A 14,866-nucleotide genomic window follows, 5' to 3' on the forward strand; every position below is an offset into this window, starting at 1 on the left:
CCCGCGCGGGGTGGCCGGCCGCTGGATGGCGGGCAAGTGCCGGGTGGTCAGCCTCCTCATGGCGGGCTTTCTCAGGGGGGTCAAGCACCGGTCGGCGGGCTGCCACACGGAGGACAAGCGCCGCGAGGTGGGCAGCCCCAGGGTGGCCTGCCATCGCACGGCGGGCAGCCGCAGGGTGGCCAAGCTCCGCACGGTGGCCAAGCTCCCCCAGCCGGGCAAGCGCCAAGTGGGCGACCTGCGCCCGGCGGGCAGCCGCAGGATGGCCAAGCTCCGCACGGTGGCCAAGCTCCCCCAGCCGGGCAAGCGCCAGGCGGGCGGCCTGCGCCAGGCGGGCAGCCACAGGATGGCCAAGCTCCGCACGGTGGGCAAGCTCCCCAGGCCGGGCAAGCGCCAGCTGGGCGGCCTGCGCCAGGCGGGCAGCCGGGGCAGGGTGGGCAGAGGCCGTCGGGGCCTGGTGGGTATTCGGCGCATGGGGGGCCGCCCGCTCAGGGTGGGGGGCCTCCGGATCCGCGGCGGATGCCGTCGCAGCGGCCGGCTGTTGGGGGGCCTCAGCAGGCTGGGATGAACGGTGGGCAGCGGCCGGCCGGGTATCCGAACCAGACTCGGGGACCGGGTCCGCATCCTGGTGGGCGTCCGCCCCTGCCGCCGGGTGGGCGGCCGCCTGTTGATCCGCGGTTGGGGTTCGCGCGGCCGTCTCAGGTTCCGCCTCCGCGGTTCGGGCCGCCCTCTGAGCACTCGGGTCGGGGGCCGCAGAGTCCCTTTGATCCGCCGCGGACGGTCGCGCCGGCCGGCGAGCACGCCGGTGTTCACGATCAGCCGGCTGAGCCGCAAACCGGTGCGCGCGACCGGTCGCTTGCCGAGCCGGGCGCTGGTGGGCAAGCGCCTGCGCCGGGGCGGCCCACGCCGGATCGCCCTGCCACGGGTGAGCCGTCCGCTGAACCGGCTCACGGGCGGCCTGGCGAACGGCCGCACGGCACCGAACAAACCGCTGAGCACGAGCGATCCGCGAAACCGCAGTCCGAGGCCGAGCCGGCCGCTCAGCACCACGGCGACGAGCAACACCCCGAACGACACGCGGAACAGCAACCAGGCACCGAGCAAACCGCTCAGCCACCCGCGGCCGAGCAAACCGCCGAGCACCACGCCGACGAGCAGCCCGCGGCCGAGCACGAAGCTCACGACGACCAGTACGGCCAACCCGGCCAAACCCCCGACGAGCCCTACCTCGACGACCCCGCCTTCCACACCGACGACCCCGCCGGGGTCAGGCGGATCGAGGACACCTTCCTGGACTCCGGGCGGCAAAGCCCGGAAACCGGCGAGTGGCGCCACGAGCAGGTCCGGCGCGAGGCGCTCGCCAAGCGGGACGAATTCCACCCCGGCATGTCCGACGACGGCGCCTTCGCCGTGCACGCCTACACCCGGCACGAAATGGTCGGGCCGCTCAATCGCGCCCTGAGGCTCGGCGGCCCCGAACTGATCGATCTCGCTCCTCAAGCCGGCGCGCTCGTCTCCGGGCTCAACGAGCTTCCGCCGCACGTCGGGACCGTATCCAGGCGCGTCGACTTCCACGGGGATCCCTCGCGGCTTCAGGCCTTCCTCGGGCGCTTCCACGAAGGCGCGCACATCACCGAGCCCTCCTTCCTCAGCTCGTCGAAGGTCGACGCGGAGCATCCGCGCAGCACCTTCGCCGGTGAGGTCGAGATGCGGATCGAGTCCAAGACCGGGCGGGACGTCGAGTCCATGGCCAGCATCGGACGCGAGCGCGAGGTCCTCTTCAAGGCCGGATCGCAGTTCGAGATCACCCGCGTCGAGATGGGGCCGGGGCATCCCGAGCACCCCGACTTCAAGAACGAGCCCGGGGCGCGGGACAAGCCGCACTGGATCGTGCACGCCGAAGAGGTTGCGCCTGGCGATCCGCGGTACCGGAACGACCAGAAAGACGCCATCGAGCACCGGCGGGCCCAGGAACGCGCCGACGAGGAACGGTTCCAGCGCGAAGCCGACGCCGAGCTCGAGCAGTTCTACGCCGAACACCCGCACCTCAAGCCGGCCAACGACCTCTTCAAGCTGCTCGGCGGGGACGAAGACGCGCCGCCTCCACCCGCCGTGAAGCCCCCGCCGGCCACCAACGCACCTGAGGGCGGCTGGGCACAGCTCGCCGAACCGCTCACGCCGGGTGGGACGCCCGTGCTGCACGCCGGGTCCGTCGAGACGCCGCAGCAGCACGCACGCCTGATCCGCGACGCCGTTCCCGAGCTCGCCGCCGTCAACACCCGGAACCACTACAGCCCAGGCGAACACGGCTTCCGGACCAATGCCGCCGAGTCGATGACCGCCTTCGACCGGCGGATGAACGGTGAGGACGTCGTCGCCGGGCCGGCTCGCGGCGCACCCCTCGATGGGCCGTGGAGCACTCGAAACAGCTTCGACGACGTCGCCGGCGACCTCCGAGAACGTCCCGTCGGCGCGCGGTCCGCCGTCGCCTTCGAACACGGTGGGCACGAACAGCTGGTCGCCGCCGTGCACACCGAGCACGGCATCGTCTTCGCCGATCCCGTCACCGGACGGCTCGCCGAGCTGCCACACGATGCCATCGGCATCCGCGAACTACCACTCGGCCACCAGGAAAGCATCGCCGACCGCCTCGGCCCGGCGACGGAACGCCTGCCGCACGACGAGGGTTACCTCTTCGACGGCGAGCACCGCGGGACCCCGGCCGACCACGAGAGCATCCGCCGTGCGGTCGGCGACGAGGGCATCTACCAGGACATCCACGACCGCGCGCTGGCCCGCCGGGACGCCGCCGGGCTGCCGCTGACCGACGACGCCGCCGTCGCGGTGCACGGCTACACCCGCGGCGAGTACGCCTACGACGTCAACGAGGCCCTCCGCCGCGGGCCCGGCCACCCCGGCTTCGACCTCGCGCAGGCGAACGCCCGCGCCATCACCGACGGCCTCAACCAGGTCCCGCGCACCTCCGGCGAGACCATCCGCGCCTACGACGTCGGCGGCGACCCGCGGCTCGCCGAGCTCGTCGCCGGGCCCTACAACCCGGGGGACGTGGTCGTCGAGCCCGCGTTCTCCAGCGCGTCGATCAAGACCGACGAGTTCTCGACCAGCAAGTTCGGCGACGACGTCGAGCTGCACGTCCGGTCGGACAACCTCCGCGACATCTCGAAGCTCGCCGAAAACCCGTCCGAGCGCGAGTCGCTGTCGCCGCCCGGTACGCAGCTGCTGGTGCACGAACGGCGGCTCGAGATCACGCCCGAGGGCCGCCGCAAGTGGGTCATCGAGGCCGAGGAGATCGGCCCCGGCCACCCGCGCTACCTCGACCCCGAGGCCGCGCAGCAGAAGATGGCCGAGCGGCGCGCCGAGAACGACCACAACGCCGCCGAGTTCGAACGGCGCCGGCAGGCCGCGCTGATGGAACGCCTCGGCGGCCTCAACGAGCCCGACCACGTCGCACCGCCGCCCGAGCACCCGACGGTGCACGACGCCGTCGACACCCCGGCCGAACCACTGCCCGTCCCCGAGCCGGGGCCGGACTATTCACGGCTGGCGCGCTCGACGAACCCGCCCGCCGAGCCGGCCATCCACGCCGTCGGGACGACGCCGAGCGAGCGCGCGGCCTACGTCCAGGACCGGCACCCGCACCTGCGCGAGGTCAACCCGGGCTTCCACGAGCCGGGCGCGCTCGAGAACGGCTACCTGTCCAACTGCACCCGCGGGCCCGGCGCGTACTGGGACCGGCTGCACGGCGGCACCGCGACGGCCGAGCCGATCCCCTTCCACGAGATGGGCACGCGGGGCACGCTCGAGCACATCGAGGGCCGGTTCGGCGAGACGTTCTCCGCGCGCGGCAGCTACGACGACGTCATCCGCGAGATGCGCGGCATGCCGGTCGACCACCACGCCGTCGTCGCGGTCAAGTACGAGGGCCCGAACGGCGCCGAGTACGGGCACGTCGCGATGGTCGTGCACACCCGCGAGGGCGTCGCGTTCATCGACCCGCAGTCCGGCGACCTCATGCACCTGCCGCAGCCGCCGAAGGACATCAAGCTGCTGCACGTCGGCACCCCGGGCACCGAACACGTCCAGACCGAGCACGTTCAAGGCGACCACGGCGGCTACGGCCACGCCCCGCAAAGCCGGCTCGACGAGCTCCTCGCCCAGCCCCGGGTCGCCGAAGCGCTCGACGGCGCCACCACCGACCTCGTCGTCAAGGACCACGAGGGGAACCCGCAGAACCTCGGGCCGGTCGGCGAGTTCGTCCGGACGCGGCTGGCCGAGCACCCGGAGCTGGTCGAACTCCTCCACGACCCGGCCAACGAGTTCCTCACGCGATCGCTGCTGCGCAAACCGGAGACGATCGCCAGCCTCCTGGTGCACGACGAGGCCATCCCGATCCTGGCCGACGCCGTGCACGAGGTGCACCACCCCGCCCCCGACGCCGAGCCGGTGGCACCGCACCCCGACCCGACGCCGCTCACGCCGGAGCAGGCCGAGACGTCGCGGGAAGTCCTCGACGAGGCCAAGGACCACCCGGACGCACACCGCACGCAAGCACCCTTCGACCCGCGCAAGCTCGGCGACGAGGCCTACACGCGGGAGTACCTCGCCGAGCGCTACCGGGAAGCGGCTCGAGCCGATCTCAAGCTGAAGGAAATCCTGCCGCCCCTCGCGGAGGAAACCGGCGGCCACGCGGGGTTCCGGCCGGGACCGAAGTCCGAAGGCCGGGCGATGGACAAGATCAACACGAACTACAACGGCGACGCTTCGCTCCTGGTCGACCTCGCGGGCGCGATGATCCAGTTCGAGCGCGTGCAGGACGCGTACGCCGCGTTGGCGCGGATCGCCGAGCACCCGGACCTGGAGATCGTCGACTTCGACGACCGGTTCGCGAACCCGGCGCCGGCGGGGTACCGCGACTTGCAGATGAGTGTGCGCATCGACGGGCACGTCGCCGAGCTGCGCCTCCACCTCAAGGCGCTGGACGACGTCTCGGCCTACGAGCACTCCCTCTACGAGGTGAGACGTGACCTCAAGGCGCTCAAGAAGGCCGAAGGCCGGAACCACACCGACGAAGAACAGGCTTTGATCGACGGGCTGGTCAAGCGCGAACGCGAGCTGTTCTGGAACGCGCTGCAGGGGAGTCTCTAATGGTCCAGACGCCGTCGTACTTCGAGTACTTCGCCCACAGCTACGTGGTGGACAGCACGCCTGACGGCGGGCTGACCGGTCGCATCCTGAACTGGAAGACGGGAGCGTTCGAGGAAAACCCGGACCACGTCCTCGACGTGCTCTTCGACCACAGCCCGGACATCCGGAGCCTCGACCGCGAGCGGTTCATCCGCCGGACCGAAGAGCAACGGCAGCGCTACCTCCGCGGCGACGGGCCGATCTTCGCGCTCTACCAGACCATCGACGCGATCTGGGCCGGCGCGGAAGAGGAGCACCGCAAGATCACCAAGGAGGAACGCGCCTTGATCGAATCGCTGTACCGGCGCACCTTCAAGATGTGGGAGGACGAGTTCGCCCGCCGCGACGCCGGCGAAGCCCCGACCTTCACCTTCACGTCGGTGTTCGAGCGATGATTCACGTGGAACATCGGCTTTCGCCCGAAGACCAGCGCACCCTCTTGGTGCAGCTGGGAAAGCTCGTCCGCGAGCTCCGGATCGACGCCGCGGGACCGGCCGCCGTCGACTTCCGGCAGGTCGGGACGCACCGCGAACTCCAGGGCCACAACGCGACGACGTCCGACGCCGTCGCCGAGCTGTTCTCCGAGCTGCGCACGGGGATGGCCGCCGACGGCCGCGGCACGTGGCTGCAGGCGCGGTTCACGCTCAACCCGGACGGCACGTTCGACTTCGACTTCGCGCTCGACGACGATCCGGTGTGGACGGACCCGCCGCCCGCGGCTGCCTACCCCGAAGAGCTGGTGGCGTTCCCGCGCGCCGACGAGCACATCCCGGACTGGTGGCGGCTGCGCGCGCAGCTGCCGCTCGGGGTGGTGTTCCGGCACGCCAAGACCGAAGAGGACGTCGAGCGCCCGCCGCTGACCGACACCGAGGTGCCGCTCGTGCTGCAGTACCTCGAGCGGGAAGCCGTCGTGCACGAAGACGGCGACGTCCGCTTCCACACCGACGGCGCCTGGATCTGGCCGTCGTCGGTGGCCGACGCGCTGGCCGAAGACGGCATTCCGCCGGAACCGGACCTCGTCGCCCACATCCGGCGCCACCACTTCCAGCCGCCGTACGTCGAGCCGCTGGTGCGCCGGACCGCCGCGGCCGACCTGCTCGGCGAGCCGCGGCCGAAGCCGAGCCGTGCCGACGTCAAGACGACGAGCGGGGACGTCGCCGCGGAGCTGGAGACGGCGCCCAACCCGAAGCTCGCCGACGAAGAACTGCTGATCGTGCTGGTGCAGCGGCTCGGTGAGCACGGTGTCTGGCCGGAGGCGTACCGCGTCGGCGAGCGGGCCGACGGCACGTGGTGCCTCAACTTCACCGCCGACGGCTGGGAAGTCGCCGCGTACGCCGGCGGGAAGCCGCGCGCACCGAAGTACTTCGACCGGCTCGAAGACGCCGCCCAGCAGCTGCTCGGCGCGTTGCTGCTGCACCCCGCCCGGATGACCGCCGGCCACGAAACCCCGCTGGAGACGGCCAAGGAGCTCGACGACTGGCCGGTCCACCCGGCGCCGGGTGAGCCTCCCCTCACCCTGCTCCGCAACAAGCGCATCACGCGGCTGGTGGCGGGTACGGTCGTCCTGCGCTTCGGCGAGGAACCCGGCAACCTCGTCCACCACGGGGAGGTACGGTTCGCCACGACGTCGCTGCCGCTCGAACGGGAGCGGGTGCGGCGGAGCTACCGGCTCAGACGCCCTCTGCACGTGATCACCGGCATCACGGTTCCGTGGGCGAACCTGCCGGGTGGCGCGGTGGCCTTCGTGCTGCCGAAGACGATCGCCGAGCACGAGTCCGACGGAAGCCTGGAGAGGATCGAGTAGGTGGAAGCGGCGGAAGCGATTGCCAAGGTCGGCCAGTGGCTGCGCGCGGTGCACGGCCCGGACGTCTCCGGTCCCGCCGGGCTCCGGGTGGACACCGAGAAGGTGCTGCGCATCCCCGAGGGCTGGTCGGTGCCCTACAACACCATCGCGTTCCTCGACGAGGGACGGCCGGAGAGGGAGATCTTCCCGCCGCCGTCGGTCGTCGTCCGCGAGCCGGACGGCGAGCTGCGCCAGGCGCACCCGCACCCCGGCGGGCTGTCGGTGCCGGTGGCGTTCCCCGGCCAGGAGAACTGGCGCGAGGTCGTCGACCCCGAGTACGTGAAGGCCGGGCTCGGTGAGCTGGGCGTGCCGCTGCAGGCGGTCGCGGGCTGGGTGAAGGTCGACGCCGAGGGCAACCAGACCGGCGAAGAGCGCGAGAACCCCGAGTACAAGGCGGGCCCGATCCGCCGCGGCTACCCGAAGCCGGACAACACCCTGGAGACGCTGCTGTCGTTCGGCAGCGTCGGCTGGCTGACCCGGGAGCTGCTGCTCATCGGGCTGATCCGGTGCGAGGTGTACGTCCCGCTCGACCTGGAGACCGGCAAGACCGACCGGTTCTACTTCGCCGAGGAGCGCAACGAGCTCAAGGTGTTCAGCTCGACCCGGCACCTGCCCTCGCGCGAGCACGGCTGGTGGAAGGTCGACGTCGCGACGCTCGCCGAGTTCGAGCACCCGCCGAACCTGGTGATCAACGGCGGCCCGACGACCATCGAGGACGTCTCCAGCGGCGAGCTCGCCGAGATCGTCCAGCGGTTCCCGCGGCACGAGCCGCGCATCGACGTCCACGGCCGCTGCCCGGAGGCCGAGGAGGACCTGATCCGCGTCGCCGCCGACACCGCGGCGCGGATGGGCCTGCCGGACCCGGTCAAGCCGCCGCTGCTCGCGGCCGAGAAGGCGCGGCGACGCGGCTTCGAGCTGACCGCCGAGGAGTGCGCGAAGACCGTGCTCGGGGAGTCGTGGCTGAAGCGGCTGCAGATGCCGGAGCCGCCGCGCAGCAAGCCGAACGACCTGCGCGCGAACGGCCTGGCCCCGACGTACGACAACGCCGGCCGCGCGACTCCGCGGCTGGACACGTTCGGCAAGTACTTCGAGCGTGACCTCGACGGTTTCCGCTACGGCTGGCAGCGCGTCACGGGCGCGTACGTCGGCTTCGCGCTCGGGGAGGCCCTCGGCGCGGCCGTCGACCGGATGATGCTGCACGACATCCACGCCAAGTACGGCATCGAAGGCGTCACCGACCTGGTGCCGGCGTTCGACCAGCCGGGCCGGATCGGCTCGCTGACACAGCGGCTGCTCTTCTACACCGAGGCCGCCATCCGCAGCCCGCACCGCGAGCAGCCGGAGTCGCGGGAGGCCGAGCAGCTCTTCCCCGGCGTCGTCCGCGGGGCGCTGCAGCGCTGGCTGCGCACGCAGGGCGCGCCGATGGAGAACGCCGACGGCTGGCTCGTGCAGGTCGCGGACCTGCACGCCCGCCGCGACGCCGACGACGTCGAGCTAAACGCCTACCACCAGCTCGCGACCGAGGCCGAGGGCGCGCCACCGATGACGGGTCCGGCCGCGCTGATCCCGGCGCTGCCCGCCGCGTTGACCATGGCCGGGCCCGGCAGCGGCCTCTCCGGGGGCGCGCGCCAGGCGGTGCGCGACCTGGCCGGCGTCACCCACCCGACCGAGCCCGACCTGGCCGCCGCGACCTACCTGACCTGGCTGTTCGAGCACGCGCTGACCAAGGACGCGTTCAGCTTCCCGATCTGGAACACCAGCCGCGAGGTGCTCAACCCGGACAACCAGTTCCAGCAGGGCCCGGAGTGGACGGCGATCGCGGAGATGGTGGCCGAGTCGGTGCCGTTCTTCGGCGAGCACGGGCTGCCCGACCTGCGGATGCCCGAGCTGATCGGCGACGGCAAGTCGACGCTCTCGGTGCTCGGACGCGCCTTCGCGGCTTTGTCGGGCTTCGAGAACTACCCGGAGCAGGCGCTGCTTCGCGCCGTCAACCACTCCGGCCGCAGCGCGCTCACCGGCGCGATCGCGGGTGCCCTGCTCGGCGCGCGCACCGGGATCCCGGGGCTGCCGCAGAAGTGGGTCGACCAGCTGGAGCTGCGGTACGTGGTGGAGAACGTCGCTTCGGACGCCTACTGGCACTTCGACCGCCACTCGGCGCTGAGCGCGCTCGGCGACCAGTGGATCGAGCGGTACCCGCGGCATTAGCCCGAGGATGGGGAGCATGGCAGAAAGCGACGACGGCTTCGTCGAGTGGCGGCCCGACGTCGACCCGGAGTTCGACGAGAAGGCGTTCCCGGATCTCGGCATCCCGGTGCGCGCCATCCGCGGCTGGGCGCAGTACACGCTGTTCGGGGAGCCGACCGGTCCGCGCCGCGCCAACGAGCAGTACACGCCCGGCCCGGTCTGGCGGGGCTTCCCGGTGCCGTCGACCGACGCCGGGAAGCTGCTGAACTACCTGGGCGCGAACTGGATCAGCCGCGCCGAGTTCGCCCGCGCGCTGCTGGACTGCGAAGTGCTGGTGCCCGTGCCGGACGGCGAACCGCTGGTCCGCCCGGTGCCCGACGGCCGGGAGGTCATCGCCTACAGCTCGTCGGCGAAGGTGCCCGGCCGGTACCCGAAGCGGTGGCGAGTGACCGTCCGCGAGCTGCTGGCGGACCTGCCGTCGACCGGCCTGACGCTCGACCCCGGCACCGGCATGGTCCGCAGCCTCACCGCGGCCGAGCTGGCCGCCGGTCCCGGTGAGCGGCGGCCCAAGGCCGACGAGCCCGCGCCGGAAGCCGGTCCCGAAGTCGCCGAGGCGCTGCCCGGGCTGGTCGCGGAATTCGGCGTCGAGCCCCCTGATCTGCTGGAACGGCACCTGCGGTACGCCGTGGACCACGCCCGCGACCACCACTTCGAGCTGACGCCGGAGGAGTGCGTCCGGTACCTGCGCGGGTTCGCCTGGCAGTACCGCAACGGCGTCCGGCGGCGCGCGGGCCACGCCCCGGAATGGCCCGCCGACCTGGGTGCGAACGGCCTGATCGCGCACGTCGGCGAGGACGCGCAGCCACGGCCGGTGCCGTGGACGTTCGGGAAGTTCTCCGCCTTCGGCACGCCGGCCGCGCGCTTCGCGTGGCACCGGATCGTCGGCGCGTACGTCGGATTCGCCATCGGAGACGCGCTGGGCGGCGGCGCCACCGGCCCGCTGCCGATGGGCGGGCTGACCCGGCACCTGCTGTTCCACACCGACATCGTGTTGCGCGGATTGCCACCGGTGCCGACCGGCGAGGTGCCTTCCCCGCTGCCTTTTCCCGACCCGGTCGGCTGGCTGGCGGTCGCGACGCGGCACGCCGGGTTCGCCCCCGACGACTCTTCGGCATTGCTCGCCACCGCGCTGGCCGCCACCGCGGCGGGCGCGGTCGCCATCGACGGCGTCGACGCCGAGCGGTACGCGAATGACGTGGCCCGCGAGCTGGCCGGTGGTGCCGTCACCGAGGGCGTCGACCTGCTCATCGCGCTGTTCCAGGCCCTGCTGACGCGGGACGCGTTCGCGCTGCCGGTGCACCTGCGGCTGCGGGAGATCGGCGGCGACCTCGCGGGGCAGGTGCTGGCGTTGCGCGAGGACCGCGACGCCGATGACGTGACGCAGCTGGAGAGCATCGGCGACGGCCGGAGCGTGCGCTCGGTGCTCGGACGCGCGCTGTTCGCCGCGGCCAAGCGCGGTCACGACCCCGAAGTCGCTATCACGCTCGCCGCGCGGTCCGGCCCGGTCGCCGGTGCCATCGCGGGCGCGCTCGTCGGGGCCCGGGTCGGCGTGCCGGGCCTGCCCTGGGTCACGGCGCTGCCCGACCTCGGGCTCCTTGAGGACGTCGCCAGCGACGTCTTCTGGTACTTCAACCGCAACGGCCTCCAGACGGAGACCGCGGAACACGCACGCTGGGAGCGCCGGTACCCGAGCGGCCGGTTCACCCCGAAACCGAAGGGACCCGACTTGCGATCGCGACTGCGCGGAAGCCTGCTGGCCGGGGCGATCGGCGACGCGCTGGGCGCGAAGACCGAGTTCGACTCGATCGACCGCATCCGCGAGATCGCCGGGCCGGCCGGGATCACCGACTTCATCCCCGCGTACGGCGGCGTCGGCCGGATCACCGACGACACGCAGATGACGCTCTTCACGCTCGAAGCGCTGATCCGGGCCCACGCCCAGCAGCGCAGGACCGGGTCCGCGGACGTCGTCCACTCGCTGCAGCTGGCCTACCAGCGCTGGCTGCACACGCAGGGCGTCGCGTGGGACCGGGCGCGCGGGCCGCAGTCGGCCGTCGAGGCGCCGGACGGCTGGCTGATCACGCACCAGGAGCTGTTCAGCCGCCGCGCGCCGGGGCTGACCTGCTTCGGCGAGCTTGAGGCGTACGGCCGCGCGGGCGTCCGGGGCAGCATCGAACGGCCGGTGAACAACTCGAAGGGCTGCGGCGGCGTGATGCGCGCGGCGCCGATCGCGCTCTGGTCCGACGACCTCGCCGAGGTGTTCCGGCTGGGCGCCGAGAGCGCGGCGCTGACCCACGGTCACCCGAGCGGGTATTTGTCCTCGGGCTGCTTCGCGGTGCTCGTCCACGGGCTGTTGCACGGGAAACCACTGCTCGACGCCCTCGCGGCCGCGCGCGACGAGCTCGTCAAGCACCCGGGGCACGAGGAGCAGAGCGCGGCGCTCGACGCGGCTTTGGCGCTGGCGGAGCAGGGTCCGCCGACGCCGGAGAAGCTCGAGACGCTCGGGCAGGGCAACGTCGGCGAGACCGCGCTGTCGATGTCCGTGTACGTCGCGCTGACCACCGCGGACGCCGACACGGCGTTGCTCGCGGCGGTCAACCACAGCGGGGACAGCGACTCGACCGGCTCGGTCTGCGGCAACCTCGTCGGCGCGATGTACGGCGAAGAAGCCCTGCGGCGGAGCTGGCTGGAGCAGCTGGAGCTCCGCGACGTCATCGTCGGCCTGGCGGACGACGCGCTCACCGAGTTCGGCCCGGACGCCCCGGGTGACGACCGGTGGTTCGCGCGCTACCCGGTCGACTAAGTTTCGGTTGTCACTGGGGTCAGGGGAGGACGAAACGTGCGTTACCGGGTAGAGGTGGCCGAACGCCCGGACGGCCTGTACGCGACGTGGGGCGAGGGGACGTTCCGCGCGCAGCGTTCGACGACCGACGGCACCGTGCTGCTGTCGGTGCTGCCGGAGGAAGAGGCGCCGGAGGGCTTCGACAAGGAGTTCGAGGGCCGGCCGGCCAAGGTCGTCCCGGCAAGCGAGGTGCCGTCGACGTTCACGCTGCGCACCTTCGCCGCGTACGACGACGAGGTCTTCGAGGTCGCGCCGGGCGCGCGGCCGGAGCTGACGCTGCGCTGGGTCCGCGACGACGCCGCCCGCGCGGCGCAGCTGGGCCTGACCGACTTCTCGGTCACGGTGCCCGCCAAGCAGGTCACCGCGCTGTGGCAGACGCGGCTGGACTTCACCGAGACACCGGAGGCGCGGCCGCAGCCGGGCACCGGCGACCAGAACGCGCTGCTGCGGGCGATCGGCCGGACGCTGCTGCACACGGTGCCGGGTGGCTGGGCCCGCGTCGGCGCGCAGTTCCGGCAGGTCGGGGACTACTCGGAGATCGAGGTCCGGGCGGTCGGCGACGAGGACGGCCCGGTGTCGGTCTCGCTGCCGGCGGTGCCGAAGCTCGGCGGGCTCTTCGCGCGGCTGCGCGCGGCGATGTTCCAGCCCGAGACCGGCACGTGGTTCCAGGGCACCTTCACGCTCGACGCGGAATCGCAGTTCGACTTCGACTTCGACGCCGACCGCGAGCCGGACTGGCGGGTGCCGCCCAACGACGGCGGCCGCCCGTCGACCGCGGCCTACGAGCTGGAGCTGGCGACCTTCCCGCGGACGCCGAAGCACGTGCCGGCGTGGCTGACCGCGAAGGCCGGCCTGCCGCTGGACGTCACGTTCCGGCTGGCCCGGACCGCCGACTCGCACGCCGAGGGCGAGCGCCCGGTGGTCAACCGGCCGCCGGTGCCACCGGACCAGGTCCGCGGCCTGCTCGACTACCTGTTCCGGGCGCCGGTCGCGCTGCACCGGCCGGCCCCGCTGCCGGACATCTTCGGCGCGCCGGGCGCGAAGCCGGACGTGCCGAACGCGTTCCACACCGACGGCACCTGGATCTGGCCCGCCGCCGTGCCGCACTACCTGCGCAAGTACGGCGTGCCGCCCGAGCCGGAGCTGGTCGAGCACGCGCGTGCGATGAGCTTCCGGCCGCCGTTCGTCGGCGAGCTGGTCCGGGCGACGGCGGAGGCGGAGGTCCTCGGCCAGCCGCGGCCGCCGCAGACGGACGCGGACCTGCCGGACGAGCGCGCGCTCACCCGCGTCGCGCGCGGCGAGCAGGTGCGGACGCTGAAGGGCGCGGAGACGCTGGAGCTGCTCCAGCAGCGGCTCGCCGAGCACGGCGTGCCGTCCTCGGCCTACCGGATCGGCGCCAACGAGGTCCCGGCCGACGACGTCTGGACGCTGCGGCGCGCGGAAAACGGCTGGGAGGTCTCCCGGCCGCCGGCCGACGAGCCGGTGGCGTTCGGCTCGCTCGCCGACGCGGCCCGGTTCCTCCTCGGCGTGCTGCTGATGCAGCCGCCGCGGCCGGCGGAGGAGTCCGACCAGCCCGCCGACTGGCCGATCCTGCCGATGCGCGGTGAGCCGCCGCTGAACTTCTACCGCGGCAAGCGCCTGATCGTGCTCACGCCGGGCACGACGATCGTCCGGTACGGCAACGAGACCGGCAACCTGGTGCACGCCGACGGCTCGCGGTTCGTCGAGACGTCGCTGGCGTTCGAACGCGAACGCGAGAAGCGGCTCTACCGCGTGCAGCGCTCGCTGCGGGTGCTGACCGGCGTGACGGCGCCGTGGAGCGGGATGCCGGGAGGCGCGGTCGCCTACCTGCTGCCGCGGCCGCTCGCCCAGCACCTCGAGACGGGCGCGCTCAGCAGGCAGTGATCAGGACGGCGGGCGACCACCAGTAGTCGGCGAGCGGTTCGACGTCGACGTCCGTGAAGCCCGCCGTCCTCAGCTGCTCGGCCCAGCCCGCGGCCGGGTGCTCCCAGTTCGTCCGCTCGTCCCCGGAGACGATCCCGAGCAGGACGGGCAGCAGGAAACCCTGTGCGACCAGCGACGCGTCCGCGCCGTACTCGGCGACGCCACGCTCGTAGCGCGCGACGAGCGAGCGCAGGTGCTCCGGCGAACCTTCGACGTACTCGGGGACGTCGAACTCGGCGAGCACCAGCGTCCCGGTACGCGGCTGCAGCGCCCGCAGGACCTCAGCGCGTTGTTCCGGCTCGATCGACTGCAGCGCGAACGTCGACTGCGTGAAGTCCCAGCCGAGGTCGTCGCGGGCCAGGAACTCCTGCGCGGTGGCCTGCCAGCAGCTCGCCGACGGCACCCGCTCGCGGACGCCGTCGAGCAGCGCGGCCGACGGTTCGACGAGGTCGATCCGGCTCGGCACGTGCGCGGCTTGCGCGAGGGCGGGAACGACTGCGAGGCCGTCGCCGCAGCCCAGGTCGAGCAGCGATTCCGGCTTCGCGCTGTCGTAGCGCGCGGCCAGCTCCTCGCTCAGCCGCCGGTAGAGCTCGACGTTGCCGCCGCCGCGGATGAACGCCGTGAACGCCTCGGGCTGGTCGTACACCGCCGCACCGCCGTCGCCGGCCAGGTGGATCCGTAGTTCATCGGCCAGCGGGGAGCCGGCGCGGCGGGCGAGTTCGGCGGCGCGGTCGCGGTCACCGGAGCGATAGGCGGCGAGGGCGTCGGCGAGCAGCTCGATCGAGGTCATG

Annotated in this window: 7 protein-coding genes; 6 read left to right on the forward strand and 1 reads right to left on the reverse strand. The window is 72.7% G+C overall.

Features of this window, described 5'->3' with window-relative positions:
• The first annotated feature begins 1,383 nt into the window (after nt 1-1,383).
• The 6 genes from ACERZO_RS26865 to ACERZO_RS26890 are packed head-to-tail and all read left to right on the forward strand — an operon-like array spanning nt 1,384 to nt 14,036.
• Nucleotides 1,384-5,163: a toxin glutamine deamidase domain-containing protein gene (locus tag ACERZO_RS26865; protein ID WP_372667537.1), complete on the forward strand. Its 3,780-nt coding sequence runs from the start codon at nt 1,384-1,386 to the stop codon at nt 5,161-5,163.
• Nucleotides 5,163-5,597, forward strand: a complete 435-nt coding sequence (locus ACERZO_RS26870; RefSeq protein ID WP_372667538.1) for a hypothetical protein — start codon at nt 5,163-5,165, stop codon at nt 5,595-5,597. The genes ACERZO_RS26865 and ACERZO_RS26870 overlap by 1 nt, the downstream gene beginning before the upstream one ends.
• Entirely contained in the window at nt 5,594-7,006 is a 1,413-nt protein-coding gene (locus ACERZO_RS26875; protein WP_372667539.1) for a TNT domain-containing protein, read from the forward strand. Before ACERZO_RS26870 ends, ACERZO_RS26875 begins: the two co-directional genes overlap by 4 nt.
• The gene (locus ACERZO_RS26880; protein WP_372667540.1) at nt 7,007-9,250 is read left to right on the forward strand and encodes an ADP-ribosylglycohydrolase family protein; all 2,244 of its coding nucleotides are present in this window, start codon (nt 7,007-7,009) and stop codon (nt 9,248-9,250) included.
• A gap of 16 nt (nt 9,251-9,266) precedes the next feature.
• On the forward strand, nt 9,267-12,092 hold the full coding sequence (locus tag ACERZO_RS26885) for an ADP-ribosylglycohydrolase family protein (protein WP_372667541.1): 2,826 nt from the start codon (nt 9,267-9,269) through the stop codon (nt 12,090-12,092).
• Nucleotides 12,093-12,128: 36 nt separating this feature from the next.
• Entirely contained in the window at nt 12,129-14,036 is a 1,908-nt protein-coding gene (locus tag ACERZO_RS26890; RefSeq protein WP_372667542.1) for a TNT domain-containing protein, read from the forward strand.
• Here ACERZO_RS26890 and ACERZO_RS26895 read toward each other — a convergent pair.
• Nucleotides 14,023-14,865 (reverse strand): class I SAM-dependent methyltransferase, encoded by an 843-nt coding sequence (locus ACERZO_RS26895; protein WP_372667543.1) that lies wholly within the window; start codon nt 14,863-14,865, stop codon nt 14,023-14,025. The genes ACERZO_RS26890 and ACERZO_RS26895 overlap by 14 nt on opposite strands.
• Between the last annotated feature and the right edge of the window lies 1 nt (nt 14,866).

It is taken from the genome of Amycolatopsis kentuckyensis (assembly GCF_041679295.1).
Taxonomy (GTDB): domain Bacteria; phylum Actinomycetota; class Actinomycetes; order Mycobacteriales; family Pseudonocardiaceae; genus Amycolatopsis; species Amycolatopsis kentuckyensis_A.